General features: G+C 55.5%; 25 protein-coding genes. 5 read left to right on the forward strand and 20 right to left on the reverse strand.

From position 1 onward, the window contains the following. Window positions 1-29: 29 nt before the first annotated feature. Complete coding sequence (locus ACLHV9_RS01915; protein ID WP_049007722.1) at window positions 30-1,025, reverse strand: ABC transporter permease subunit; 996 nt, start codon at window positions 1,023-1,025, stop codon at window positions 30-32. Further along, a complete protein-coding gene (locus tag ACLHV9_RS01920) occupies window positions 1,022-2,542 on the reverse strand; it encodes a sugar ABC transporter ATP-binding protein (protein ID WP_049007721.1) in 1,521 nt (506 codons plus the stop codon). Before ACLHV9_RS01920 ends, ACLHV9_RS01915 begins: the two co-directional genes overlap by 4 nt. Before the next feature lie 125 nt (window positions 2,543-2,667). Here ACLHV9_RS01920 and ACLHV9_RS01925 point away from each other — a divergent pair, with 125 nt between their 5' ends. Continuing rightward, the gene (locus tag ACLHV9_RS01925) at window positions 2,668-4,950 is read left to right on the forward strand and encodes a hybrid sensor histidine kinase/response regulator (protein WP_108089420.1); all 2,283 of its coding nucleotides are present in this window, start codon (window positions 2,668-2,670) and stop codon (window positions 4,948-4,950) included. Between the two features lie 69 nt (window positions 4,951-5,019). Continuing rightward, window positions 5,020-5,343, forward strand: a complete 324-nt coding sequence (yjdP, locus tag ACLHV9_RS01930; RefSeq protein WP_049007719.1) for a DDRRRQL repeat protein YjdP — start codon at window positions 5,020-5,022, stop codon at window positions 5,341-5,343. A gap of 45 nt (window positions 5,344-5,388) precedes the next feature. On the opposite strand, the gene phnP is transcribed toward yjdP, so the two are convergent. From phnP to ACLHV9_RS02010, 16 genes are all read right to left on the reverse strand, one after another. Continuing rightward, entirely contained in the window at window positions 5,389-6,147 is a 759-nt protein-coding gene (phnP, locus tag ACLHV9_RS01935; protein WP_108089421.1) for a phosphonate metabolism protein PhnP, read from the reverse strand. Between the two features lie 9 nt (window positions 6,148-6,156). Further along, window positions 6,157-6,591 (reverse strand): aminoalkylphosphonate N-acetyltransferase, encoded by a 435-nt coding sequence (phnO, locus tag ACLHV9_RS01940; protein ID WP_049007717.1) that lies wholly within the window; start codon window positions 6,589-6,591, stop codon window positions 6,157-6,159. Next, window positions 6,584-7,135, reverse strand: coding sequence for a ribose 1,5-bisphosphokinase (gene phnN, locus ACLHV9_RS01945; RefSeq protein ID WP_028017901.1), 552 nt, complete (start codon window positions 7,133-7,135; stop codon window positions 6,584-6,586). The genes phnO and phnN overlap by 8 nt, the downstream gene beginning before the upstream one ends. Continuing rightward, complete coding sequence (phnM, locus tag ACLHV9_RS01950) at window positions 7,132-8,268, reverse strand: alpha-D-ribose 1-methylphosphonate 5-triphosphate diphosphatase (protein ID WP_028017900.1); 1,137 nt, start codon at window positions 8,266-8,268, stop codon at window positions 7,132-7,134. The genes phnN and phnM overlap by 4 nt, the downstream gene beginning before the upstream one ends. Beyond that, a complete protein-coding gene (phnL, locus tag ACLHV9_RS01955) occupies window positions 8,265-8,945 on the reverse strand; it encodes a phosphonate C-P lyase system protein PhnL (protein WP_108089422.1) in 681 nt (226 codons plus the stop codon). The genes phnM and phnL overlap by 4 nt, the downstream gene beginning before the upstream one ends. A gap of 9 nt (window positions 8,946-8,954) precedes the next feature. Then, the gene (gene phnK / locus ACLHV9_RS01960; RefSeq protein ID WP_014068565.1) at window positions 8,955-9,710 is read right to left on the reverse strand and encodes a phosphonate C-P lyase system protein PhnK; all 756 of its coding nucleotides are present in this window, start codon (window positions 9,708-9,710) and stop codon (window positions 8,955-8,957) included. After that, on the reverse strand, window positions 9,707-10,552 hold the full coding sequence (gene phnJ / locus ACLHV9_RS01965; RefSeq protein ID WP_407220107.1) for an alpha-D-ribose 1-methylphosphonate 5-phosphate C-P-lyase PhnJ: 846 nt from the start codon (window positions 10,550-10,552) through the stop codon (window positions 9,707-9,709). Before phnJ ends, phnK begins: the two co-directional genes overlap by 4 nt. Then, window positions 10,545-11,609 (reverse strand): carbon-phosphorus lyase complex subunit PhnI, encoded by a 1,065-nt coding sequence (locus ACLHV9_RS01970; protein ID WP_028017897.1) that lies wholly within the window; start codon window positions 11,607-11,609, stop codon window positions 10,545-10,547. Before ACLHV9_RS01970 ends, phnJ begins: the two co-directional genes overlap by 8 nt. Continuing rightward, entirely contained in the window at window positions 11,609-12,193 is a 585-nt protein-coding gene (gene phnH / locus ACLHV9_RS01975) for a phosphonate C-P lyase system protein PhnH (protein ID WP_108089424.1), read from the reverse strand. The genes ACLHV9_RS01970 and phnH overlap by 1 nt, the downstream gene beginning before the upstream one ends. Beyond that, entirely contained in the window at window positions 12,190-12,642 is a 453-nt protein-coding gene (phnG, locus tag ACLHV9_RS01980) for a phosphonate C-P lyase system protein PhnG (RefSeq protein WP_108089425.1), read from the reverse strand. Before phnG ends, phnH begins: the two co-directional genes overlap by 4 nt. Then, window positions 12,643-13,368 carry a phosphonate metabolism transcriptional regulator PhnF gene (gene phnF / locus ACLHV9_RS01985; RefSeq protein WP_108089426.1) on the reverse strand — a complete coding sequence of 242 codons (726 nt, stop codon included), beginning with the start codon at window positions 13,366-13,368 and terminating at the stop codon, window positions 12,643-12,645. It lies immediately after the preceding gene. A gap of 20 nt (window positions 13,369-13,388) precedes the next feature. Then, window positions 13,389-14,168, reverse strand: coding sequence for a phosphonate ABC transporter, permease protein PhnE (phnE, locus tag ACLHV9_RS01990; protein ID WP_028017893.1), 780 nt, complete (start codon window positions 14,166-14,168; stop codon window positions 13,389-13,391). Between the two features lie 53 nt (window positions 14,169-14,221). After that, window positions 14,222-15,238 (reverse strand): phosphonate ABC transporter substrate-binding protein, encoded by a 1,017-nt coding sequence (gene phnD / locus ACLHV9_RS01995; protein ID WP_108089427.1) that lies wholly within the window; start codon window positions 15,236-15,238, stop codon window positions 14,222-14,224. Window positions 15,239-15,262: 24 nt separating this feature from the next. Continuing rightward, window positions 15,263-16,051: a phosphonate ABC transporter ATP-binding protein gene (gene phnC, locus ACLHV9_RS02000; protein WP_108089428.1), complete on the reverse strand. Its 789-nt coding sequence runs from the start codon at window positions 16,049-16,051 to the stop codon at window positions 15,263-15,265. A gap of 136 nt (window positions 16,052-16,187) precedes the next feature. Next, window positions 16,188-16,625, reverse strand: a complete 438-nt coding sequence (yjdN, locus tag ACLHV9_RS02005; RefSeq protein ID WP_049007707.1) for a VOC family metalloprotein YjdN — start codon at window positions 16,623-16,625, stop codon at window positions 16,188-16,190. Window positions 16,626-16,705: 80 nt separating this feature from the next. Continuing rightward, window positions 16,706-17,041 (reverse strand): zinc ribbon domain-containing protein YjdM, encoded by a 336-nt coding sequence (locus ACLHV9_RS02010; RefSeq protein WP_028017889.1) that lies wholly within the window; start codon window positions 17,039-17,041, stop codon window positions 16,706-16,708. A gap of 595 nt (window positions 17,042-17,636) precedes the next feature. Here ACLHV9_RS02010 and crfC point away from each other — a divergent pair. Together crfC and ACLHV9_RS02020 are read left to right on the forward strand one after the other, a co-directional pair. Then, window positions 17,637-19,991 (forward strand): clamp-binding protein CrfC, encoded by a 2,355-nt coding sequence (gene crfC, locus ACLHV9_RS02015; protein WP_108089429.1) that lies wholly within the window; start codon window positions 17,637-17,639, stop codon window positions 19,989-19,991. Next, window positions 19,988-20,863 (forward strand): diguanylate cyclase regulator RdcB family protein, encoded by an 876-nt coding sequence (locus ACLHV9_RS02020; RefSeq protein WP_407220109.1) that lies wholly within the window; start codon window positions 19,988-19,990, stop codon window positions 20,861-20,863. Before crfC ends, ACLHV9_RS02020 begins: the two co-directional genes overlap by 4 nt. 58 nt (window positions 20,864-20,921) lie before the next feature. Here the strand turns inward: ACLHV9_RS02020 and kdgT are convergent, their stop codons facing one another. After that, the gene (kdgT, locus tag ACLHV9_RS02025; protein WP_049007705.1) at window positions 20,922-21,914 is read right to left on the reverse strand and encodes a 2-keto-3-deoxygluconate transporter; all 993 of its coding nucleotides are present in this window, start codon (window positions 21,912-21,914) and stop codon (window positions 20,922-20,924) included. Window positions 21,915-22,563: 649 nt separating this feature from the next. On the opposite strand from kdgT, the gene proP reads away from it, so the two are divergent. After that, a complete protein-coding gene (gene proP / locus ACLHV9_RS02030; protein ID WP_028017885.1) occupies window positions 22,564-24,066 on the forward strand; it encodes a glycine betaine/L-proline transporter ProP in 1,503 nt (500 codons plus the stop codon). Window positions 24,067-24,100: 34 nt separating this feature from the next. Here the strand turns inward: proP and ACLHV9_RS02035 are convergent, their stop codons facing one another. Further along, window positions 24,101-25,054 carry a nickel/cobalt transporter gene (locus ACLHV9_RS02035; protein WP_407220110.1) on the reverse strand — a complete coding sequence of 318 codons (954 nt, stop codon included), beginning with the start codon at window positions 25,052-25,054 and terminating at the stop codon, window positions 24,101-24,103. Between the last annotated feature and the right edge of the window lie 225 nt (window positions 25,055-25,279).

A 25,279-nucleotide genomic window follows, 5' to 3' on the forward strand; every position in this document is an offset into this window, starting at 1 on the left:
TTTTCTTCCTCGCTTGTAGGGTATTGTTGTTATGCACTTTGATGGTGTCGGGTACGGTATTTGTCGATCAGCACCGCAATGATGATCACCGCCCCTTTGATCACCAGTTGCCAGAAGTAGGAGACGCCCATTAGCGTCATGCCGTTGTTGAGGGTGGCGATGATCAGCGCACCTACCAGCGTGCCGGTGATCGTGCCGATCCCGCCGACAAAGCTGGTACCACCGAGGATCACTGCCGCAATTGCATCCAGCTCATAACCCATGCCCAGATTGCCGTTGGCGCTGTAAAGTCGCGATGCGCTCATGATCCCGCCCAGGCCAGAGAGCAGACCGCTCATGCCGTATACAAACAGCAGCACCATCCAGACTTTAATACCTGTCAGTCGTGCTGCCTGCATGTTGCCGCCGACCGCATAGATGTGAACCCCAAGCGTGGTGCGGCGCAGGATAAACCAGCACACCGCAATCACTGCCAGGGCGATCACCACCAGCCAGGGAATGGGGCCGAGATAGTTATTACCGATCCACTCAAAATTGATGTTTGAGTTAATGACCGTTGTGCCGTCGGCCAGAAGATAGGCCGCGCCGCGCAGCGCGGTATAGGTCCCGAGCGTGACGATAAAGGGCGGCAACCCGGCAAAGGCCACCAGCGCACCGTTGAACAGGCCCAGCACCATGCCGAGCATCAGCGCGGCCGGAATGGAGAGCATCGCAAATTCAGGGATAAGCGAGACCACCATCGCCGCTACCGCCGTGGTGCCCAGAATCGAGCCCACGGAGAGGTCAATACCGCCGGTTAAGATGATGAATGTCATCCCTGCCGCCAGCACGATGTTGATCGAGGCCTGACGGGTAATGTTGAGCAGATTGCTCTCGGTGAAGAAGTTAGGGGCGATAAAACCAAATACCGCCACAATCAGGATTAAAATCGGCAAAATACCGACCGTTTGCATCAGATCGCTCATCAGCATTTTTTTGGCGGAGGCGGATTTCGCCACCTGCTGCGGATGGGTAGGAGTTGTCATGATTGCACCGCCTGATGATGAGTGTCGTTCACGCCGGTTGCCAGCGTCATAATGTTTTCCTGAGAGATGTCGCGCCCGTGGAGTTCACCCGCAATGCTGCCTTCACGCATGACGTACACCCGGTCACTCATGCCCACCACTTCCGGCAGTTCGCTGGAGATCATCAAAATCGCCACGCCCTTGCGCGCCATCTGGTTCATGATGCGGTAGATCTCGCTTTTCGCGCCGACGTCCACGCCGCGCGTCGGTTCGTCCAGAATCAGAATGCGCGGGCCGATTGCTACCCAGCGGGAGATCAGCAGTTTTTGCTGGTTACCGCCTGATAGCCCACCAGCGCGCACCTGAGAATGGGGCACGCGGATGTTAAGCAGGGCGATGGCGTCATCGGAAATGGACTGTGCTTTTTTGCGGTTAAGCATGCCGAAGGTTGCGTCGCGCTCCAGCGTGGCCATGGTGATGTTCTCCTGCGCCGCCAGCTCCAGGAACAACCCCTGTTCCTTGCGGTTTTCAGTGAGAAAACCGATCCCGTTTTCAATTGCCGCACGCGGGGAGTGGATCACTACCGGCTCGCCATCAACTTCAATCATGCCGCCTGTGGCTTTGCGCGCGCCGAAGATCAGCTGTGCCAGTTCGGAGCGGCCAGCCCCCACCAGGCCCGCCAGACCGACAATTTCCCCTGAACGTACCTGCAGGCTGCAAGGCTGTACTTTTTTACCGTCGGTGAGGTGGTGAACGTTGAGACGCGGGCTGCCGAGTGGAATATCCCGTTCTTTGTTAAACAGATCGCTTAAGGGGCGACCGACCATCATCTTCACCAGCTCAGAGGCGTTCAGTTTGTCGCGGGTCAGGCTGCCGACGTACTGCCCGTCACGCAGAACGCTGACGCGGTCGGAGAGTTCGTACACTTCCGCCATCCGATGGCTGATATAGATGATGGCCATTCCTTCATCGCGCAGGCGCAAAATCAGCTCAAACAGGCGATGGGTTTCTCGTGAGGAGAGGGCCGCGGTGGGTTCATCCATCACCAGAATGCGGCTGTTGCGGTGCAGTGCGCGGGCTATTTCCACCTGCTGCTGCTCGGCAATGGTCAGCTTCATCACCAGGTCGGTGGCGTTAAAATGTGCGCCAAGGCGCTCAATCACAGCCTGCGCCTGAGCAGCCATCTCTTTGCGCTGTACCAGCCCGCCCCGCGACAACTCGCTGCCAAGAAAGATGTTTTCGGCGACGGTCAGATTGGGCGCTAGCTGCATCTCCTGATAAATCAGGGTAATGCCTGCGGCCAGCGCATCTTTTGGCCCCTTGATGTGAAACGGCTGACCGTCGATCAGGATCTCACCGCTGGTGGCGGTATAGGCTCCCGCGAGGATCTTCATCAGCGTGCTTTTTCCCGCGCCGTTTTCACCCATCAGCGCGTGGATCTCACCGGGGAAGACCGTCAAATCCACACCCTTGAGCGCGTGGAAATTGCCAAACGTCTTGGCAATGTGACGCATCTCTAATACCGGGGTTCTGCTCATGGCGGATCTCCTGTGAATGTCGATATCTGCACTTCATCACAGGTGCGTAAATGCAAAATGTCAGAAGCCGTTCATATTTGTCATAGTTATGAATAGCTAATGTCGATCACAGTTACGGAGCTAACATGTCATCACACCGCCCCCCGTTTTTTGCCAGCGCCCGTGGTCGCCTGCTGATTTTCAATCTGCTGGTGGTCGCCGTGACGCTCATGGTCAGCGGTGTGGCGGTGCTCGGCTTCCGTCACGCCAGCCAGATCCAGGAGCAGGTTCAACAGCAAACGCTGGATGACATGACCGGCAGTATGAATCTCGCACGGGATACCGCCAGCGTGGCAACGGCGGCGGTGAGGCTTTCGCAAGTCGTAGGGGCGCTGGAATATAAAGGCGAAGCTGACCGGTTGAAGCAGACGCAAATGGCACTGCGTCACTCGCTGGAACAGCTTGCTGATGCGCCACTGGCGCAGCAGGAACCGGCGCTGGTGGCGCGAATTATTCAGAGAAGCAATGAATTACAGCAGAGCGTGACGGAGATGCTTGAACGCGGGCAGCGACGCCATCTGGAACGTAATGCGCTGCTGAGCTCGCTGTATCAGAGTCAGAGCTACTTACGGCATTTGCAGGATATCAATCGCCGTTACGACAGCAAGGTCCCGGATGCACAGCAGCTAATGGAGATGGACAGGCTGATTATCGCCGCTATCGACACCCCCTCGCCGCGCGCCACGGTGCAGCAGCTGGATGCGGTGACGGCAACGCTGCCGCGGAGTGCGGCGCAGCCGGTGGTGAATGATGTCCTGCCCGATTTTAACGACGAACTGCGTAAGCTCGCGCCGCTGTCGAAGCAACTGGAAGAAAGCGATCTGGCGATAAGCTGGTATATGTTCCACATCAAGGCGCTGGTAGCGATCCTCAACAGTGATATTAATCAGTACGTCGAACAGGTGGCGCAAGCCTCCCGGCTTCGCACGGCCCAGAGCCATCACGAATTGCAATCTATCAGCGTATTTATCAGCATTTTCGCCGTGCTGGCGCTGATCATCACCGGATGCGCCTGCTGGTATATCTATCGCAATCTGGCCTCAAACCTGACGGCCATTTCCCGGGCGATGTCGCGTCTTGCTCACGGCGAACAGGATGTGTCCGTTCCCGCCCTCCAGCGGCGTGATGAGCTGGGTGAGCTGGCGCGTGCGTTTAACGTTTTTGCCCGCAACACTGCCTCACTTGAGCACACCACGCGTCTGCTGAAAGAGAAAACCACGCAGATGGAGATCGACCGCATTGAGCGTCAGGGGCTGGAAGAGGCACTGCTGCACAGCCAGAAGATGAAAGCCGTTGGACAACTGACGGGTGGGCTGGCGCATGATTTTAATAACCTGCTGGCGGTGATCATCGGCAGTCTTGAGCTTACCGATCCGGAATCAAAAGATGCACCGCGTATCACCCGGGCGCTGAAGGCTGCCGAACGCGGTGCACTCCTCACTCAGCGCCTGCTGGCGTTTTCCCGTAAGCAATCCCTGACGCCGCACGCGGTCGAGATGAAACCGCTGCTGGAAAACCTCAGGGAACTCATGCTCCACTCCTTGCCTGCGACCCTGACGCTGGAGATTGAAGCGCAATCTCCCGCCTGGCCCGCATGGATAGACGTCAGCCAGCTGGAGAACGCCATTATCAATCTGGTGATGAATGCCCGCGATGCGATGGAAGGGCAAAGCGGGGTGATTAAGCTCCGTACCTGGAATCAGCGCGTCACCCGTAGCGACGGGCGCAGGCAGGATATGGTGGCGCTGGAGGTGATTGACCGCGGCAGCGGTATGTCGCAGGAGGTGAAATCCAGGGTCTTTGAACCGTTCTTCACCACTAAGCAGACCGGAAGCGGGAGTGGGTTAGGTCTGTCGATGGTCTACGGCTTTGTCCGCCAGTCAGGTGGTCGCGTGGAGATTGAAAGCGCGCCGGGGCAGGGGACGACCGTTCGGCTTCACCTCCCGCGCTCGATGCTGCCCGTTATGTCTGAGGATGAAGTGCTCTCTGCCACCGCCGCCGGTGATAGCGAGCGGCTGGTGCTGGTGCTGGAAGATGAGGCGGATGTTCGTCAGACCCTGTGCGAGCAGCTGCACCAGCTTGGCTATCTGACGCTGGAGGCGGAGAACGGTGAGCAGGCGTTGAGAATGCTGGAAGTTTCACCAGATATTGGCATGCTTATCAGCGACTTAATGCTGCCAGGCAATCTGAGCGGTGCCGAAGTGATCGGCCATGTGCGCAGCCACTTCCCTCAGTTGCCGGTGTTGCTGATTAGCGGCCAGGATTTACGTCCGGCGCACAATCCACAGCTGCCGGACGTGGCGTTACTGCGCAAGCCATTTACGCGGGTGCAGTTGGCGCAGGCGCTGCGGAAGGTGATGGCAATTTGAGATTCCTCCGCTACCTCTCTCGTTTGCCGTTTATTACTGTAAAGCCAGCCCACCTGCGAGACTGGCCTTATGAAACGTTACTCAACTGCTCTGTTATTTGGTCTGCTGTCACTCACCAGCCAACTGGCTCACGCCGATATTGTTGATGATGCCATTGGCAATATTCAGCAGGCGATCAATGACGCCTATAATCCCAGCAGTAGCCGAAGCAGCGATGACGACGATCGTTATGACCGCAGCCGTCAGATCGACAGTCGACAGTACGACGACCGTCGTCGGCAGCTTGAAGACAGACGCCGCCGTTTAGACGAGCGTCAGCGTCAGTTGGATGACGATCGCCGTCGGTTAGAAGAGGATGAGCGCAGGTTAGAAGACGATTACGACCGAGGGTAAGTGCGGCCTGTTGCCCTCACCCTCTCCACGCGAGAGGGTGAAAAACTAATCCAGCGCCAACATCATGCCGTCATATCCCGCTTCAAACCCTTCCGGAAGCGGATTATTCATCATCCACACGTCAAACTGATGGCTGATGTGCGTCAGGATCACTTGCGGGCAGCCAATCGTCTCGTTTAGCGCAATCACGGTATTTAAGTCGCAATGGTTTCGCGGCGTTTCATCGCGCGGTTCGTGGCTGCAGTCGATAATCATCGCCTGCGGCCGGTTGTTAAGCAGGAACTTCACCGTTTTTTCCGACAACCCGGCGGTATCCGATAGCCAGGCCACGCGGCTGTGGGCCGATTCCAGCAAATACCCGAAGGTCAGTTTCGAGTGGTTGAGCGGCAACGGTGTGACCCGCAGCCCCTGTAGCTCAAACATCACAAACGGTTCCACTGTATGGCTGAAGTCCAGGAGCCCCGGGTGCCTGAACAGGTCGTCACAGCCCACGTCGTCCGGCGGACCATAGACAGGAATGGTCGCCCCCACTCCCCAGCGCAGCGGGAATAACCCCTGAACGTGATCCATATGGTAATGCGTGAGCAAAAACTGCTGGAAGCTGCCTGCCGGCCAGTCGTCCATCAGATGCGGAATACCGGCATCCAGCAAGGTTATGGCTTCATTGAATTTGACCACCGCGCTGCACGGACGACGGCGATAGCTATCCTGCAAACGCGCCCGGCGACACGCCGCGCAGTCGCAGCCAAATACCGGAACCAGCTGGGCACCGCCGGTGCCGGTTAACGTGATCGTCAGACTCATCGCATACCTCTACAGCGGTTTGGTGAATCGAAAATGACTCTGTGTGTAACCTTCACGGACATAAAAACGGTGGGCATCCACGCGTTTTACGCTGGTGGAAAGCTCGGTTAACTCCGCTCCCGCCTGACGTGCGACGTCTTCTGCCCACGCCAGGAGTTGGCTCCCCACTTTGTGACCACGCGCCTGCGGCATCACCACCAGCTCCTGGATTTCGCCAATCCAGCGTGCGTGATGCAGGTGAAACTGCATATGTAGGCCAATCATGCCGACGATCTGCCCGTCCAGCTCGGCAAGCTGATAACGCATATTGTGGTCCTGTAGATTGGCAAGATAACCGGTGTGAAATGCCATATGATCGAACTCAGCCTGTTTTAGCTCGCAGATGAGAGCGTAAACCATCGCCGCATCGTCGGCGGTGGCGGGGCGAAGCTGGCAGTCAGGCATGCTGTTTCTCCTTCTGACGGATCAGCGATAAAAAGGTATCGACAGACTGTAGCAAACTTCCGTCATTATTGAGGATATGACATTCAGACGGGGTATAACGCGCCGCGCGCTCAAGCCGCTGGTCTATCTCACGGGCTGATTCGCGCCCCCGGCTCTGCAACCGGCTGCGCAGGACATCGGGGGAAACCTGCAGGCAGACCGGCAGCAGGGCGGCTTCATATCGGGCGCGCGCTTGTTGAAGGTGTGCACGCGAACCGTTGACCAGCACGTCGAAACCCGCGTGTAGCCACAGGTCTATCTCGATACCCACCCCGTAGTAATAACCGTTAGCGTGCCAGCTAAGCGCCAGCAGGTTTTGCCCAGCGCGGGTGAAAAACTCCTGCTCACTCAGGGCAATATGATTTTCACTTCCGGCATTCGCCGCGCGGGTAATATAGCGGTGTGCGACCAGCAGTTGCGGGTGTTCCCGCTGCCTTAACGCGGACAGCAGGCTGTCCTTACCGGAGCCGGACGGCCCCATTAGCCAGATTAGTCTTCCCATCAGAATACCCGTTTTCCCTGACGCCAGACGTGGTCGATATGGATATGCTCACCTTTACGGTGGGCCAGCACCAGATCCGCCCGTTTACCTTCGGCAATCTCTCCACGATCCTGAAGATTCAGCGCCGATGCCGGGTTTTTCGTCACCAGACGAATGGCCTGCGGCAGCGTGAATCTGTTGCCCTCGTCGTCCGCCACCCGGAATGCCGCATCCAGCAGGCTGGCGGGGTAGTAATCGGAGGAGAGGATATCGAGTAGATCAAGTGAGGCGAGCTTGCTTGCCGCCACGTTGCCGGAATGCGAGCCGCCGCGCACAATGTTCGGCGCGCCCATTAGCACGTTCATGCCGTGCTTACGGGAGGCTTCAGCTGCTTCAAATGTGGTGGGAAATTCGGCGATCACGCTACCAAGCTGATGAGATTCGAGTACATGTTCATGGGTGGCGTCATCATGGCTGGCCAGCGCGATGTTGCGGTCCCGGCACATCGCAGCAATGGAGAGGCGATTCGGCTGCGACCACTGTGCCGCCAGCGCCAGCTGCTCATCTTCGTAGCGGGCCATCTCGGCATCGGTGAGAGAATACTTGCCCTGGTAGTATTCGCGATATTTCTCAATATTGGCGAACTGGCGCTGCCCTGGGGAGTGGTCCATCAGTGACACCAGCGAGACCGGCTCACGACCGACCAGCTTTTCAAACAGCGGCAGGGTGGTGTGATGCGGCAGTTCGCAGCGTAGATGCAGGCGGTGCTCGGCGCGGTTGAGACCACGTTTTTGCGTCTCTTCCACGGCGTTAATCATCTTCTCCAGATTTTCCAGACGATCGCCTCCGTCGCGCACGTCACCAATCGCTACCGCATCCAGTACGGTGGTGATGCCGCTGGCGACCATCAGCGCGTCGTGGCTGCTCATCGCCGAATGGGCGGGCCAGTCCACTTTCGGGCGCGGGGTGAAGAACTTATCCAGATTATCGGTATGCAGCTCGATCAGCCCTGGCAGCAGCCAGCCGCCTTCGCCGTCCATGGCTTCTGGGGAGCGACTCAGGGTTTCGGCGAACGCGCGGATCACCCCGTCCTGGATCTCAATGGAGCCGCCAACCACTTCATTTTCCAGCACCAGCTTGACGTTATTGATAATCATGCGTGGGTCCCCATTGGATGCAGTCTGTCTGCCACGCGCGAACGCACGGTTTCGTCGTGGAAGATCCCGACGATCGCCGCGCCGCGCGCTTTAGCCTGTTCGATCAGCTCCACCACCGCAGTGCTGTTTTTGCTGTCGAGCGAGGCGGTGGGTTCATCGAGCAGTAAAATCGGGTAATCGACGATAAACCCGCGCGCAATGTTCACGCGCTGTTGCTCGCCGCCGGAAAAGGTCGATGGCGCAAGGTGCCACAAGCGCTCGGGCACGTTGAGGCGCGTCAGCAGGCTGGCGGCTTTGGCGGCGCAAGTTTCACGCGGCATGCCAAGATCCAGAAGCGGCTGCATCACCACGTCCAGGGCGGAGATCCGCGGGATTACCCGCAGAAACTGGCTCACCCAGCCGATCGTTGAGCGGCGGACTTCCAGCACTTTCCGTGCGGGTGCCTGAACCAGATCGACCCACTCATCGCCGTGGCGGATGTGAATATGGCCTTCGTCCGGCAGATAGTTGGCATACAGGGAGCGCAGCAGGGTGGATTTTCCGCTGCCGGAATGGCCGTGCAGGACCACACATTCGCCCTTGCTGACCTCAAGTGAAGCATTTTGCAGCACCGGCAGGCGCACGCCGTTTTGCTGATGGAGCACAAAGGTTTTACTTACGTTTTGCACGCGGATCATGTTGGCCTCTTAATTCTGCAATACCGACGACACCAGCAGCTGGGTGTACGGATGATGGGGATCGTCGAGTACCCGGTCGGTTAACCCACTTTCCACCACCTGACCTTGTTTCATTACCAGCAAACGGTCCGCCAGCAGGCGCGCCACCCCCAGATCGTGGGTCACAATCACCACCGCGAGGTTCAGCTCTACCACCAGGCCGCGCAGCAGATCGAGCAGTCTCGCCTGCACGGAGACGTCCAGCCCGCCGGTGGGTTCATCCATAAACACCAGCTTCGGATGGGTGACTAGGTTGCGGGCGATTTGCAGACGTTGCTGCATGCCGCCGGAAAATGTTGTCGGCAGGTCGTCGATACGCGAGGCAGGGATTTCAACTTCTTCCAGCCAGTGTTGCGCCGTGGCGCGGATATTGCCGTAATGGCGCGCGCCGGTGGCCATCAAGCGCTCGCCGATGTTGCCTCCCGCAGATACCTGGCGGCGCAGGCCGTCCATCGGGTGCTGATGCACCACGCCCCATTCGGTGCGCAGCAGGCGGCGGCGTTCGGCTTCGCTCATGCCGTACAGAGATTGGCCTTCATATAAAATGTCGCCATTCTGTGGTGTCAGGCGCGCAGAGATGGACTTAAGCAGGGTGGTTTTGCCCGAGCCGGACTCGCCGACGATCCCCAGCACTTCCCCCGGCCATAGCTCAAAAGAGACATCGCTGAAGCCTTTGCCAGGCGCATAAAGGTGGGTCAGGTTGTTGACCGAAAGCAGCGGTTTCATTGGCCTTTCGCCTCGCTCTGTTGGCGGCAGAAATCGGTGTCGGAGCAGACAAACATCCGTTTGCCCGTGTCATCCAGCACCACTTCGTCCAGATAGCTGTGTTTCGAACCGCAGATGGCACACGGCTCATCCCACTCCTGCACCGTAAACGGGTGGTCATCGAAGTCGAGACTCTCCACACGGGTGTAGGGCGGCACGGCGTAGATGCGCTTTTCACGCCCGGCACCGAATAGCTGCAGCGCAGGCATCATGTCCATCTTCGGGTTATCGAATTTCGGGATCGGCGACGGGTCCATCACGTAGCGACCGTTCACCTTCACCGGGTAGGCGTAGGTGGTGGCGATATGGCCGAAACGGGCTATATCTTCATACAGCTTCACCTGCATGATGCCGTACTCTTCCAGGGCGTGCATGGTGCGGGTTTCGGTTTCACGCGGCTCAATAAAGCGCAGCGGCTCAGGGATAGGGACCTGAAAAATCAGGATTTGATCTTCGGTGAGTGGCGTTTCTGGAATGCGGTGACGGGTCTGGATCAGCGTGGCATCTTCGGTTTTTTCGGTGGTGTTAACACCCGTCACGCGCCTGAAGAAGTTACGAATCGACACGGCGTTGGTGGTGTCGTCCGCCCCCTGGTCGATGACCTTCAGTACATCCGCTTCCCCAATCACGCTGGCGGTAAGCTGAATACCGCCGGTGCCCCAGCCGTAGGGCATCGGCATTTCGCGGCCGCCGAACGGTACCTGATAGCCCGGGATTGCCACCGCTTTCAGGATAGCGCGGCGGATCATACGTTTGGTTTGCTCATCCAGATAAGCAAAATTGTAGCCGCTTAAGTTAGCCATTTTCGCGCTCCCGTTGCAGGCGTTTCAGTAGTTCCAGTTCGGCCTGGAAATCAACGTAGTGCGGCAGCTTGAGGTGCGAGACAAAGCCTGCGGCCTCAACGTTATCCGCGTGGGCCAGCACGAACTCTTCGTCCTGTGCCGGGCCGGAGATGTGTTCACCGTAGTCCGGGGCCTGCAGCGCGCGGTCGACCAGCGCCATTGCCATCGCTTTACGTTCACTCATACCGAACGCCAGCCCGTAACCCCGGGTAAAGTGTGGCGCTTCGTCTTCCGGAGCGACAAAGCCGTTGACCATTTCGCATTCCGTGAGCAGCAGTTCCCCGATGTTCACGGCAAAACCCAGCTCTTCAGGCACAATTTCAACGTCAATGAAGCCGCTACGAATTTCTGCTGCAAACGGGTGGTTACGCCCGTAACCGCGCTGTGTCGAGTAGGCCAGCGCCAGCAGATAACCTTCGTCGCCGCGCATCAACTGCTGAAGGCGCGACGAGCGTGAGCACGGATAAACCGGCGGTGTGCGGGTAATGTCGTCTGGCGTGCTGCCGGTGTCTTCTTCGGCTTTTGCCAGCCCCTGATGCGCCAGCAGGCTAAAGACGTGCGGGGAGGCATCTTGCTGCGGCTCGGCCGTGCTCAGGGAAGGCGTTTCACCGTTTGCCAGCAGCGTGAAATCCAGCAGGCGATGGGTGTAGTCGTAGGTGGGGCCGAGCAGTTGACCGCCAGGGATGTCTTTATAAACGGCCGAAATGCGGCGTTCCAGGCGCATCTCAGCGGTGTTAACGGGCTCACTCACCGCCAGTCTGGCAAGCGTGGTGCGATACGCGCGTAACAGAAAGATGGCTTCGACGTTGTCACCGCTGGCCTGTTTTAACGCCAGCGCCGCCAGCTCGCGGTCAGCGATGCCGCCTTCGGTCATGACACGGTCGACGGCGAGGTTTAACTGCTGCTCTATCTGGGCAACGCTCAGCTCAGGAAGCTGCTCATCACCCCGTCGTCTGTGCGCCTGCAGCGCATGGGCGGCGGCGATGGCTTTTTCGCCCCCTTTGACGGCAACGTACATCAGCATACCTCCACGTGAGTGGTTCGCGGTATTGCCAGCAGGCGTTCACCGCAGGTCAGGATCAGGTCGATACCCAGCGGGAACGGGTGGGGACGTTCGGTCAGCTCATGAATGATGCAATCCGGCAGCTGTGGCGCGACCATCCGTTCGTCAGCGATGCCAGCACCGGTCAGGCGCAGCATGCGACCGCCGCTCAGGCTGGAGACCTGCAAAATCAGCGTGGCGCTGGTTTCCGGCGCGACGGCGCTGCCTTCGCTCAGGGCGTTGAGCTGTTCGTGGCTGATTTGCTCATCGGCCACGGCAAACACGGCTTGTCGGGGCTGTTCAACCAGCGGAGCGTTGGTGTGAAAACGCAGGTTCTGGCTGGCGATATCATTCGAAAGCGCGCCTGAGAGCCACACCGGAGTATCGTTGTCGGCAAGGGTCAGCAGTACGCTGGTGGTCGCCAGGTTTAGCGGCAGCCAGCTTTGTGAAAGCTGGTGCAGCGAGACAATCACGCCCGGCTCGCTCATGGCTTTCAGCAGGCGACGAAAACTCTGTTGGGCATCCTGGACAGCAAGGGTAAAAGCGGGTTGAAGCGTCATGCGTTATCTCCGCGAACGAGCGTAAAGAAGTCGACCCGGCTGGTGTTCACTTCGGCCTGACGTGCGGCAAGGCGTGCGGCGCGGTCGGCTTCCAGAGGGGCGATAAGGGTTTCCATTAACGTCTGGAAATAAGGTTGTTCCTGCAAAAGCGCGTCTATCACTGCGCAATGTTCGGCATGCTGTTTATCGCGACCGAGCACGTAGCCGTAGCCCAGCGTGCCGCTGTTCAGGCGGATCACGGCACGGGTAAGGGTGGCATCACCCGCGAAGAAGCGCTCACCGGTACCTCCCATGCGCGCCTGGATCTGTACCAGGCCGATTTCCGGCGGGCGAATAGTGTCGTAGTCCGGCGTCAGGCCGAGCGCGTTCATACGGCTGTGCAGCGCAGCAGGCTGACAGTGGGCCAGCACGCGCATCCAGCGTTGACGGGTGGCGGTATCGAAGTGCATTCAGTGCTCCATGGTGAATTCGATCATGTCGGCGCGGGTCAGACTGACGGAGTATTCCGTCGCGTCGACTTCACCGTCACGGTGGTTAAGGGTGCGCACGCAGAGCAGCGGGGCCATGTTGGGGATTTCCAGCACCTTGCTCTCTTTTGCCTGCGCGCGGCGGGCACTGATACGCGTTTGGGTACGCCTGAGTGCAATACCGGTGGCATCACGCAGGAAGTCATGCAGTGAACCGCTGGTGAAATGTTGCAGCACAGGCCAGAGGCTCATGTCACTGAAGTAGTGATCTATCTGGCAAACGGCCACGCCATTGACCCGGCGCAGGGTGCGCAGATGGACGACGTTGTCGCCCTCCTGAATGCCCAGCGCATCGGCTACATGGCTCGACGCCGGGCGCAGCACGGAGAGCAGCTTTTCGCTGGTGGGGTGACTGCCCTGATCGAGCAGGTTCTGGCTAAAGCGCGCCTGCGCATTGAGCGGGTAGTCGAACGGGCGCATCAGTACCAGTACGCCAATCCCCTGACGGCGCTGGACCCAGCCGCGCTCGACCAGTTGGTCAATGGCGCGACGCAGGGTGTGGCGGTTCACTTCGTAGCGATCGGCAAGCTGTTGTTCGGCGGGCAGGTAGTCTCCGCAACGGTAGTGCGTGCGCAGTTCCACTTCGAGCTTTGCCGCAATTTCTTGCCAGCGGGTAGGGTAACTGGTCGGACGTCTGGATAAGTGCATATAAATCAAAGCCTCGTTTCTCAGATGAAGTGCTTACGCAAACGTTGAGAGAGGAAATCCAGCAGGCTCACCGTGATGATGATAAGCACCATCAGGGCGCAGGTTTGCTGGAACTGGAAACCGCGAATCGCTTCCCACAGGGTGACACCAATCCCGCCTGCGCCCACCATACCCACGACGGTGGCGGAACGGACGTTGGACTCGAAGCGGTACAGCGAGTAAGAGATCAGAAGCGGCATGACCTGGGGCAACACGCCATAGAGAATTTCTTCGATTTTGTTCGCACCTGTTGCGCGGATACCTTCCACCGGACCCGGTTCAATGGCTTCAACAGCTTCAGAGAGCAGTTTGGAGAGCACGCCGGTGGTGTGAATGAACAGCGCCATTACCCCGGCAAACGGGCCAAGTCCGACGGCCACCACGAACAGCATGGCGAAAACCATTTCGTTAATAGCGCGGCAGGCGTCCATCAGGCGACGCACCGGCTGATAAACCCACCACGGTACGATGTTTTCGGCACTCATCAGGCCAAATGGAATGGAGAGAATGACGGCAAGGGCGGTACCCCAGACGGCGATTTGCAGGGTGATCGCCATTTCGCCGAGATAATCCTGCCACTGGCTGAAATCCGGCGGGAAGAAGTCGGCGGCGAAGGTCGCCATGTTGCCCGCGTCTTTGAAGAGCAGGAGCGGATCCATCTCCGCGCCCTTCCAGGAGATAACCAGCACCGCCAGCAGGATGGCCCAGCTTATCAGCGAGAACCAGCTGCGCTTCGGCGGCGGGAGGGTGATGGTTTGCATGTTGGCTCCTTTGGGTTTAGTCCCCTCTCCCTCAAGGGAGAGGGAGAAAAGCGTTACTGAACCGCTTTATTTACGCTGGTCATGGCGCCAAGTGCGGCGGTCAGACGGTCGAGATCGTCCAGTTGCGACTGAATCGCGGCGACTTTGCTGGTCTTCTCTTCGTCCTTCAGACCCTTGTTGTCCTTCACACCCTGCATCTCTTTAAACAGCGCCAGCTGGCGAATCGGCACCAGCTGCAGGTCGCTGGATGCGCGGAACGGCGCCCAGCCAAGTTTCGCCAGAACTGCCTTCTCTTCCGGCGTTTTGCCGTAGTTCATAAAGAAGTCGTAGACCTTGTCCTTGGTGCTCTCAGAGAGATTTTTGCGCCATACAATCGGGTCGCCCGGGATCAGCGGTGATTTCCAGATGACCTTCAGCTCTTTGAGTTTGTCCGGTGCGGAGGTCTTCAGCTTGTCGAGGTTTTCGGTGTTGTTGGTGGCAACATCCACCTGCTTGTTGGCCACGGCCAGGGCGTTAGTTTCGTGGCTGGCGTTGACGGTGCGCTTGAAGTCACTGGCAGACGCGTTGTTTTTGGCGAAGACGTAGTAGCCAGGGACCAGGAAGCCAGAGGTGGAATTCGGGTCGCCGTTACCAAAGGTCAGATCTTTGCGTTTGGCGAGCATGTCGTTGAGGTTATTGATTGGGCTGTCTTTATTAACGATCAGCACACTCCAGTAACCCGGGGAGCCATCTGCCGCAACGGTCTGGGCAAAGACCTGGCCGTTCGCGCGATCGACTGCTTCCATCGCAGAGAGGTTGCCGTACCAGGCGATGTCCACTTTGTTAAAGCGCATCCCCTGGATGATGCCGGCGTAATCCGGCGCGAAGAAGGCGTTCACCTTGATCCCCAGTTTGGTTTCCATATCTTTCAGGAACGGTTCCCACTGAGGTTTGAGATTCTGCTGTGATTCCGTCGAAATAATGCCGAAGTTCAGCGCTTTTTCCTGTTCTTCCGCGTACGCAGGGCTTAACAGGGTGCTGATGCTGAACATACTGGTAAAGGCCAGTGCGGCAACGGCTTTGTAGCTCATGTACTTTCCTCGGATCGGGTTGGGTTATGCAGCCTGCGCGTTCTCGTCGACGCGGTTAATGCTGCGGTAGAGATGGTCAAAACGGTCGTTATCAAACTGATGGCTTGCGCCATCAAAGAACACGTGCCCCTGACGCAGCGCGACAATGCGCTCGCAGTAGCGCAGGGCGTAATCCACCTGATGCAGCGTCACCACCACGGTGATGCCATCGTTCTGGTTAATGTCTCTCAGGGTTTCCATCACGATGCGCGCGGATTCCGGGTCGAGCGAGGCAATCGGCTCATCGGCCAGGATCACTTTGGCTTTTTGCATCAGCGCACGGGCAATCGCCACGCGCTGCTGCTGACCACCGGACAGGGTGGAGACACGCTGGTGGGCGAAATGCGCCATGCCAACGCGAGTCAGCGCCTGCAACGCCTGTTGTTTCTGAGAAGGGGAAAACCAGCGCAGACAGGTGCGCCAGAACGGCGTGCTGCCGAGTGCGCCAATCAGGACGTTCTCCAGCACCGTCAGGCGGTTCACCAGGTTGAACTGCTGGAAGATATAGCCTGTTTGCGCGCGGCTTTTACGGATATCACTCGCCAGACGGCCCGCGCGCTGCACGGTGTTACCCAGCAGTTCGACGTGACTTTCCGGTGCTTTATCGCAGGTAATAAGGCCGCTCAGGTGGCGCAGAAGGGTGGACTTACCTGAACCAGATGGCCCCAGCAGTGCCACCATTTCGCCCTGCTGGACGGTCAGATCAACGGCATGCAGAGCCTTGTTATGATGAAAGGTCTTGCTCAGTTTCTCGACGCGGATGACAGTTTGCATATGCTGGGCCTCACGATAAATGTGGCCTCATGCTGGCGCATCAATATGACATTTGGGTTAAGTCTGGGTTGCGGGAATTTGAAGAGTTGAGCGGAGTTTGATGACAGGCGGAGGCAGACCGCCCACCGCCCGAAAATTAGTGCTGCTGCTTAACAACGTTAATCATCCACGGCACGCCGTATTTATCGATGACTTTACCGAAACCATGTGCCCAGAAGGTTTCCTGCCAGGCCATTTCGATATTCCCACCCACGGCGAGATTGTCGAACCAGCGTTTGCCTTCATTGACGTCCTGGGTGTCGAGAACCAGCGTGAAGCCTGCATACTGAGCGTTGCTGCCTGGCGGCATCCCGTCGCTCATCATGATATCGCTGCCCGCAATGCGGACGTTAGAGTGAGCGATCGCCGAATCCGGAAATTGCATACCGGACGGACAGCCTTCTTCGCTGTTATCGCTTTTGGGCATTTCGCCGAAGGTGATTTTATAGAGGAGCTCAGCACCGACGGCTTGCTGATAGAAGGCGGTGGCCTCTGCGCAGTTACCGGCGAATGAGATGTAGGGACTTAACGGCATAATCTTTACCTCACGTAAGAAAAGCTCGTTAAGTGTAGTTCCTGAATGCCCGGTATGCGAAGCGCCACCGGGCAGGTCAATCAGTTCTTTTTCACGAATTCAGATTTCAGTTTCATCGGACCAAAGCCGTCAATTTTGCAGTCGATATTATGATCGCCTTCAACCAGACGGATATTTTTCACTTTGGTACCAATCTTCAGCATGGAAGAGCTGCCTTTCACTTTCAGATCTTTAATCACGGTGACGCTGTCGCCATCCGCCAGCAGATTGCCGTTCGCATCTTTTACGACAAGTGCATCAGCATCGTGTGATGGCTCGGCATCATTCCATTCATGGGCACATTCCGGGCAGATAAACATGCCATTATCTTCATAGGTGTATTCAGAATTGCATTTTGGGCAGTGTGGGAGTTGCATATCGGTATCCTCAAAAAGTGTTAACGCGCTGGAAAGTGCCAGCTAAATGACGGCAGTGCGCCGAAAAAGGCGGCAAGTATAGCGCAAATCCACACGGTTGTCGGTGACATTGTTGATTAAAAAAATGCAAAAAGTGTATAGCGAGTGACATTTCCTGTCAGTCAGTTAAGCGATGCTTATGCCATTAACACGGTGGGAAGAAATGGCGTTAAATATATCGAATATTTTATTGCAGCAAATTGCTACGCTCCTTCATTTCGGATAAGGTGAAGCAACACATTGTTATTTATCTCCGGACTTCCCCGCCATTCATATCTTATGGTGGTGACGCATTACCTCTCTTTTTAGGTGGGTAAATAACGATGATATATCCTGAAGCTTCTTAAAAATGGGCTACGCTTTTTTCTTTTGGCCGTCAGGCCAGGAGGAGAGCTTCACACGCCATGCAAGGATAGTGAATTATTTCTGATTAGCATCAATCAGTTATATTTCGGCGAACATGTTTTCCACACGTGATCATATAAGCCTGAACAACATAATAAAAACCAGTGGCTTAATAAAAGTAATAAATTTGCGTTAAGGAAAGGCTTTTATCATGCACACACAGACCATTTTTGAATTAAGCCAGGAAGCAGAGCGTTTGTTACAGCTTGCCCTGCAAAATCTCGATACGCTGAAATCAGTGCCGACGGCGATGCTGGAGAGCACCACGGCGGCGATTACGGGTGAAAAGAACAACGTCTTGCCTTTGCATTTTAGTGCGCGCGGTGTCGAAGCACAGCAGGCAATGTTGAATAATGAATTACGGAAAATAACGCGTCTGGAAATGGTTCTGGCTATTGTTGGTACCATGAAAGCGGGGAAATCGACCACTATTAATGCGATTGTGGGCACGGAAGTGTTGCCGAACCGCAATCGTCCGATGACAGCGCTACCGACATTGATCCGTCATACACCGGGTCAGAAAGAGCCTGTACTGCATTTCTCTCATGTCTCGCCGATTGATGATTTGATCCGACTGCTACAGAAAAAGCTCTGCGATAACGATCGTGGGAAACTGGCTCAGCGTCTGGAAATTGATAAAGATATGAATATGCTGCTGGAGCGAATTGAAAAAGGGGAAGCTTTTGAGAAGCATCACCTGGGCGCGCAGCCGATATTTCATTGTCTGAAAAGCCTCAATGACCTCGTCAGACTCTCCCTGGCGCTGGGTGTCGAATTTCCCTTCTCTGAGTACGCGGCTATCGAACACATTCCGGTGATCGAAGTAGAGTTCGTACATCTTGCGGGTCTGGATGCCCACCTCGGTCAGCTGACGCTGCTCGATACCCCAGGGCCTAATGAGGCCGGGCAACCGCATCTGCAAAAAATGCTTAGCGAGCAGTTGTCCCGTGCATCGGCAGTACTGGCAGTGATGGATTACACCCAGCTTAAATCTATTTCTGATGAAGAGGTCCGCCAGGCTATTTCGGTCGCGGGGAAATCAGTGCCGTTGTATGCCCTGGTCAATAAATTCGATCAGAAAGATCGTAATAGCGACGATGAAGAACAGATCAGGGCGATGATCTCCGGCACGCTCATGAAAGGCAATATTTCGCCCGGGCAGATCTATCCTGTTTCATCAATGTGGGCGTATCTGGCGAACCGCGCCCGCTACGAGATGATTACCCACGGACAACTGCCGGATCACCAGGAGCAGCCCTGGGTTCAGGATTTTGCCGAAGCTGCCCTTGGGCGTCGTTGGCGTACAGCGGATTTGGATGATATCGACCATATTCGTCATGCCGCCGATCTGTTGTGGGAAGACTCGTTATTTGAACAACCGATACGCAAACTGATTTACGCCGCCTATGCCAATGCGTCGTTATTTGCGCTGCGTTCGGCGTCGCATAAGCTTCTAAACTACGCGCAAAATGCCCGGGAGTATCTCGATTTTCGTTATCAGGGGCTGACTGTGGCCTTTGAGGAACTCGAACTTAACATTACGCGAATTGAAGAGGATATGGCGCAGCTGCAGACGCGTCAGCAGGTGGTCAGCGATGAAGTGAAACATGAAGTCGAGGAGGCGCTGAATGCAACGGATGACTTTATGGCGTTGCAGAAAAGTGCGCTTCAGCAGGCGATTGGTCATGTTTTTAGCCGTCCCAATATTCTTGATTTGGCCGGGAATGATCCGCTGAATCTTCGTCGCGAAGAACCGGAAGCGCTTAAACAGCTTACGCTGGAAGATGAGGGACAGGCGCAGATTGTGCTGAGTAAAATCCGTTCCTCCTGCGAGCTGGTCATGCTGGATGCGCAGACGAAGATCTGTCGGGAGTTGGCGTTACGTTTTGATCAGCTGGAGTCTACGCTTGCGCGTTCACTGAATGAAGCGATGCGGCCTATTGAAACGCGTATTAAAGAACATCTGAGCCATGCCGGTTTTCGCGCACGGATTAGCTTCCCGGCGTTTCAGGCTAACCAGCTTAACTTCAACACGCGGGCGCTGTTTAACGATGCAATTGCGCAGGATAACACTCCGGCAGGCCAATCATCTGGCGGGAGTAGCATGCGTGAAACGGTCTCTCGCTGGCTCAATAACCCCGGCTGGGGTTGGGATGATTACGTCGAAACGCGCACGCGTTATGTTATCGATATTGCACAGCTACATGACAAATTTAAGCAACATATTGAGCAGTTTTGTGAACAAATCCGTAAAGCTTTATCCGCGCAGGTCGATGTCTCTGTTACGGCAGGAATGGCAACGTTCTTTGCAGAATTTTCGTTATGCCTGACCGGGTTACAGGAAAGCTTGCGTGATAGCCTCGCAGTGCGTCAACAAAATGAGCATTCAACCCGAGCGCTCTGCCAGTTGTTGAAGCAAAGTATTACTACTGCGACGTGGATTCAGGAAGATACCCGACTGTTACGCGATGACATTCAAACTCTATTCGCGGCAGAGCAACCATGACAACACAACTACTGGACGGTCCCGGGAGAACGCTGGAGTGTATTAATCCAAAATTTATGGTCGATCTGGTGCAGGGTGTCGATGCGCCGCGTCATCCCCACCAGGGACCACAACAGCTGCAGTTTCGTGAGCGTTTGACTCAGGAGATCATGACGCATACCCGGCTACGGCCTTGGGCAATGGCAGGAATGCTCAATGAAAATGCGGCGTTACGCCTTGGGCTGGCAGAAAAACTGGCCGGTATGCTTGACCCCGGTCATCTCGCGCTGACGCTGATGGCCGATAAACTGATGGCGCTGCGTCAGCAGACTCACCCGCGGGCTCCGCAATCACCGGGCCTGATGCAGCAGTACGCTGAACTCTCCTCTCATTTTACCCAGCGTGCAGCTTATAAAGAAAAGGCGCTGACCCAACGCGGATTAACGGTGCAGGCGGGTGAGCACAGTGAGCAAATTTTTACCCGCTGGCGAGCCGGGCTCTATGATGGCTGGTCTCTGGCCGGGCGCTGCTTTGTCGTCCTGGAAGAACTGCGCTGGGGGGCATTTGGCGACGCATGTCGCCTGGCCAATGAAGATGTGTCGGCAATGCTCAAGGATAACTTACGCAGCATGGCGGCGAACTATCTGGCGCAAGGTATCAATGCGTCTTCCTCTACCCGCCATTTTTATCACCAGTGGTTAACGACGCCTGCTTCTCCAGGATTGATCGATCATAAAGATATGCTGGGCTGGTTGGGTGACTGGTGCCAGGCGGATAAGCATCCTGTGAGCTGGTCAGTGACGCAAAACTGGCAAACCGTCGCGCTGGGTATGCCGAGGCTCTGTTCGGCAAAACGGTTGGTGGATGGGATGATGGAAGAGATTTTTGGGTGAATCCCTTACACATCTGCCCCCCTTTCCCCACAGGGAAAAGGGGGGCAGATGTGATGTGTTAATGATTCATTTCTATTGGTTTCGGTTCAGGCTGGGACTCTTGCCTATTTCCGTAACGTTTTGCATACAGCGCCGTGATGATGGGCACCAGGATCGCGGTAACAATCACGCTGGCAGCAACCAGTGCCGTCGCTGACGCGGCCACCGGTTCGAAGGCCGGATTTATTTGGGCAATGATCACCGGGTTTGCTACCGCCGCACCTGCGGCTGAAGAGGCGGCGACACCCGCCGTTCCGTTTCCTCCTCCAATCACGCGGTCGGCAATAATCAGCGGAATACCGGTGATGATGATGACAGCCACGCCCAGCACAATACCCAGCAGGCCTGTATCGAGAATGACATTCAGATTGATGGTGTTACCCAACGCGAAACCAAAGAACGGGATCAGTACTGGAGTGGCTTTGCTAAAGAAGTCACGCAAGTCGTGATCCAGGTTACCCAGGGCAAAACCAATCAGGAATGGCAGGATCGCGCCGACAAAGTGGTGGGGTTCAAATGATGCCAGGCCAGCAGACCCCAGAATCAGCATCGTCATCAGCGGGCCGGATTCCAGAGACATCAGTACAAATGCCCCCGACTCTTCTTTCGTTCCATACTGGTTCATCAGGCTGGCATACAATCCACCGTTGGTCATATCCATCGCAGAGACAATTGCCAGAACTGATAAACCGGCGAAGAACCCGGTCTGAATTCCATTCTCCGGAATGAACATTGCACATATCATTGCCACAGCCCAGGCGACTGCTATTTTGGTTATCACCAGCGTACCGGATTTACGTAATACGGTACCCGTTGCCCGCAAATTAATGGATGCTCCAATACAAAAGAACCAGACTGCCAGAATGGGAACGGTGCCGGTTATCATTCCTTTTGTGAAACCACCAAAATAGGCTCCGGTATCAGGAGCCAGGGTATTCAGGATGGCACCCAGTACCAGCGGAACCAGCATCATGCCGCCAGGTATGCGTTCTATCGTGGCCTTAATCTTCATATATAACCCTCACATCTGATCCCGCGAAACGGGTGATAATCGCTAAAAATAATTCAATAAATTCAATCAATTGAATTTTTTTTCCGTGAATTTATTTCGATAGCCATGCAGCAAAAAATAAACGTGTGTTCTCGTTTAGCCATGTTTGAAAACACATGTAACGTTGTATTTGGATTTATCATGCGATCAATGGAATGTTGATTCAACAAAAACAAAACAATGTTTTAGTTATCTTTGTCACATATTCAATGTAAATTTTCGGATGGGTTCTTGATGGGCGGAGTTATGTAAATCTAATGTGAATTAATGCGGTTTGTTTTTCCGTTACAAAAGAAATAATGACGCGCGTGAGGATATTCTTGTAGGGGGAATGAGGAAGGTCTTATTGGCGCTAATTGACAAAAACTTAACTCAGTTGACCTTATGCGAAAATTAGCGTGAAGTTGATCACAAATATAAACGCTGGTAGGGTAAAAAGGTCATTAACTGCCCAGACAGGCGTCAACAGGTTCGGTTGTATCGACGTAAAACGTCAATGTAAGTAAACCTGCTACGCTTGAATAAGGCGATTCGCATGGAGCGGATCCCATGGTTCACAGAACGCAAACTGGACTGTGAAACAGACAGGGCCGAGTCTACGAGGATAGTTATGCTGAGAAGGAAAAAGATTAAACCCATCACACTTCGCGACGTCACCATCATTGATGACGCAAAATTGCGTAAAGCCATTACCGCAGCTTCGCTCGGTAATGCGATGGAGTGGTTCGATTTTGGTGTCTACGGCTTTGTGGCCTATGCGTTAGGTAAAGTGTTCTTCCCCGGGGCTGACCCCAGCCTGCAGATGATTGCCGCACTGGGTACGTTTTCCGTTCCCTTCCTGATTCGCCCGCTGGGCGGCCTGTTCTTCGGTATGCTCGGCGATAAATATGGTCGCCAGAAGATCCTTGCCATTACCATCGTCATTATGTCGATCAGTACGTTTTGTATCGGCCTGATCCCGTCGTATGCCACGATCGGGATCTGGGCGCCGATTCTGCTGCTGATATGTAAGATGGCCCAGGGCTTCTCCGTGGGTGGGGAGTATACCGGTGCCTCGATCTTCGTCGCAGAGTATTCCCCGGACCGTAAGCGTGGCTTTATGGGGAGCTGGCTGGACTTTGGCTCGATTGCCGGGTTTGTCATGGGCGCGGGCGTAGTAGTACTGATTTCAACTGTGGTAGGGGAAGATAATTTCCTCGACTGGGGCTGGCGTATCCCGTTCTTCCTGGCCTTGCCGCTGGGGATCATTGGTCTGTACCTGCGTCATGCGCTTGAAGAGACCCCAGCATTCCAGCAGCACGTCGAAAAACTGGAACAGGGTGACCGTGAAGGGCTGCAGGAAGGTCCGAAGGTGTCGTTCAAAGAGATTGCCACTAAGCACTGGCGCAGCCTGCTGACCTGTATTGGTCTGGTTATTTCTACCAACGTCACCTACTACATGCTGTTGACTTACATGCCGAGCTATTTGTCGCATAACCTGCATTACTCGGAAGATCACGGTGTGCTGATTATTATCGCCATTATGGTCGGTATGCTGTTTGTGCAACCGATTATGGGTCTGTTAAGTGACCGCTTTGGCCGTCGACCGTTTATTATCCTGGGGAGTGTTGGTCTGTTTGCCCTGGCAATCCCGGCATTCATTCTGATTAACAGTAATGTACTGGGGCTGATTTTCGCGGGTCTGCTGATGCTGGCAGTGATCCTCAACTGTTTTATTGGGGTGATGGCCTCCACATTACCCGCGATGTTCCCGACACACATTCGCTATAGTGCGCTGGCCGCAGCTTTTAACATTTCGGTGCTGATTGCCGGTCTGACCCCGACCCTTGCCGCCTCGCTGGTGGAGAGTACGCAGAACCTGATGATGCCTGCTTATTACCTGATGGTGATTGCGGTGATTGGTTTGATTACCGGTATTGCTATGAAGGAGACGGCAAATCGTCCACTGAAAGGGGCGACGCCTGCCGCATCCGATATTCAGGAAGCGAAAGAGATCCTGCGTGAGCACTACGATAATGTAGAGCAGAAGATTGAGGATATTGACGCAGAGATTGAAGAACTGCAGAAAAAACGCTCCCGACTCGTGGATCAGCATCCACGCATCAACGAGTAATAAATGAAACCCGCCAACGGCGGGTTTTCTTTTATTAGCATCCGGCGGCGATGTAGTCGCCATTGGCGCTGATGGGGATCACTGTCAGGAACAGGATCGTCGCGAACAGGATCAGGACTATCCCTCCGGCTATTTTGACTACCGGTACCAGCCATTTTAGTGAGGCGCTTCCTCCAAACCAGGCCACGGTGCGCTCACGGGCGTAACGTACTGCCAGTGAAAGTCCCATAATAGAGAGTGCCGTTCCCAGAGACATGGTCATTACTGCGGCCATCCCCCAGGTGACAATGCCCAGCGCGTTCGAGAACATCAGGATCATGATTGCCCCACTACACGGGCGCGCGCCAATTGCCAGAATCACACCCAGGCGGGTTTTCCAGTCACCTTGTGTCAGATTTGCTCCCACACCATGGTGGCTACAGCCACAGTGTTCGTCATGCTGATGGAGGGGCTTGATGGCTGAAATAGTCATCCTGTGCGGACGCAGGCTCTTTAGCGACTGGTAAATGATAAATGCACCAAATGCGCCAATGAGTACTGCGCTTATCTTCTCAACATACCAGCGGCTGGTACTGATATCCCCTGATGCGAGGTTAAGCCCTACCGCCAGAATAAAGACAAAAAGAATGGCGCTGACGCCTTGCATCAGGCTGCCAAGGAAAGGGACGACCCGGGCGGCCAGCTCGCTTTCCTTATTTGTAGTCAGGTAGGTCGTCACGATGAACTTTCCGTGTCCGGGGCCAATGGCGTGGAGAACGCCATAAAGGAAAGCCCCCGTTAATAGCCATAATCCGCCGCTGTACTGGTGGTTATTAAGCTGCAGCAAATACATCACCAGATAACGGTGCAGCGTAATTTGCGTGGCTAGGCACCACTGGATAAAGGCATTCCAGTGCGTATGCAGGGTAAAACCGGCAAAGAGGATCGCCAGCAACATCAGTCCTGCTGTGGGGATACGCCAGTCACGGGTGAGGCGTTGTGTGGTCATGAAGGTGGCCTGCGGAGGAGAATATTTGCCGCTAGTATAGTTGATCTTCCTCCTCGGTTCGCAGGATCACGCCAGGATCCATGAAAAAATGTGGATAAGTCTGTGTGTAAATGGGTATAAAGCGGGGTTTTGCTGGGGAATGCAGCAGTCAGTCATTTTTTTGCAACTTTTCGGTTGCGGCCTGCGGAGAACTCCCTATAATGCGCCTCCATCGACACGGCGGAT

It is taken from the genome of Enterobacter sp. CPE_E890 (genome assembly GCF_046521475.1).
Classification (GTDB): Bacteria; Pseudomonadota; Gammaproteobacteria; order Enterobacterales; family Enterobacteriaceae; genus Enterobacter; species Enterobacter adelaidei.

Coding starts and splice junctions, on each gene's coding strand:
- ACLHV9_RS01915 (WP_049007722.1), bottom strand. CDS start 1,025: ATGACAACTCCTACCCATCCGCAGCAGGTGGCGAAATCCGCCTCCGCC.
- ACLHV9_RS01920 (WP_049007721.1), bottom strand. CDS start 2,542: ATGAGCAGAACCCCGGTATTAGAGATGCGTCACATTGCCAAGACGTTT.
- ACLHV9_RS01925 (WP_108089420.1), top strand. CDS start 2,668: ATGTCATCACACCGCCCCCCGTTTTTTGCCAGCGCCCGTGGTCGCCTG.
- yjdP (WP_049007719.1), top strand. CDS start 5,020: ATGAAACGTTACTCAACTGCTCTGTTATTTGGTCTGCTGTCACTCACC.
- phnP (WP_108089421.1), bottom strand. CDS start 6,147: ATGAGTCTGACGATCACGTTAACCGGCACCGGCGGTGCCCAGCTGGTT.
- phnO (WP_049007717.1), bottom strand. CDS start 6,591: ATGCCTGACTGCCAGCTTCGCCCCGCCACCGCCGACGATGCGGCGATG.
- phnM (WP_028017900.1), bottom strand. CDS start 8,268: ATGATTATCAATAACGTCAAGCTGGTGCTGGAAAATGAAGTGGTTGGC.
- phnL (WP_108089422.1), bottom strand. CDS start 8,945: ATGATCCGCGTGCAAAACGTAAGTAAAACCTTTGTGCTCCATCAGCAA.
- phnK (WP_014068565.1), bottom strand. CDS start 9,710: ATGAAACCGCTGCTTTCGGTCAACAACCTGACCCACCTTTATGCGCCT.
- phnJ (WP_407220107.1), bottom strand. CDS start 10,552: ATGGCTAACTTAAGCGGCTACAATTTTGCTTATCTGGATGAGCAAACC.
- ACLHV9_RS01970 (WP_028017897.1), bottom strand. CDS start 11,609: ATGTACGTTGCCGTCAAAGGGGGCGAAAAAGCCATCGCCGCCGCCCAT.
- phnH (WP_108089424.1), bottom strand. CDS start 12,193: ATGACGCTTCAACCCGCTTTTACCCTTGCTGTCCAGGATGCCCAACAG.
- phnG (WP_108089425.1), bottom strand. CDS start 12,642: ATGCACTTCGATACCGCCACCCGTCAACGCTGGATGCGCGTGCTGGCC.
- phnF (WP_108089426.1), bottom strand. CDS start 13,368: ATGCACTTATCCAGACGTCCGACCAGTTACCCTACCCGCTGGCAAGAA.
- phnE (WP_028017893.1), bottom strand. CDS start 14,168: ATGCAAACCATCACCCTCCCGCCGCCGAAGCGCAGCTGGTTCTCGCTG.
- phnD (WP_108089427.1), bottom strand. CDS start 15,238: ATGAGCTACAAAGCCGTTGCCGCACTGGCCTTTACCAGTATGTTCAGC.
- phnC (WP_108089428.1), bottom strand. CDS start 16,051: ATGCAAACTGTCATCCGCGTCGAGAAACTGAGCAAGACCTTTCATCAT.
- yjdN (WP_049007707.1), bottom strand. CDS start 16,625: ATGCCGTTAAGTCCCTACATCTCATTCGCCGGTAACTGCGCAGAGGCC.
- ACLHV9_RS02010 (WP_028017889.1), bottom strand. CDS start 17,041: ATGCAACTCCCACACTGCCCAAAATGCAATTCTGAATACACCTATGAA.
- crfC (WP_108089429.1), top strand. CDS start 17,637: ATGCACACACAGACCATTTTTGAATTAAGCCAGGAAGCAGAGCGTTTG.
- ACLHV9_RS02020 (WP_407220109.1), top strand. CDS start 19,988: ATGACAACACAACTACTGGACGGTCCCGGGAGAACGCTGGAGTGTATT.
- kdgT (WP_049007705.1), bottom strand. CDS start 21,914: ATGAAGATTAAGGCCACGATAGAACGCATACCTGGCGGCATGATGCTG.
- proP (WP_028017885.1), top strand. CDS start 22,564: ATGCTGAGAAGGAAAAAGATTAAACCCATCACACTTCGCGACGTCACC.
- ACLHV9_RS02035 (WP_407220110.1), bottom strand. CDS start 25,054: ATGACCACACAACGCCTCACCCGTGACTGGCGTATCCCCACAGCAGGA.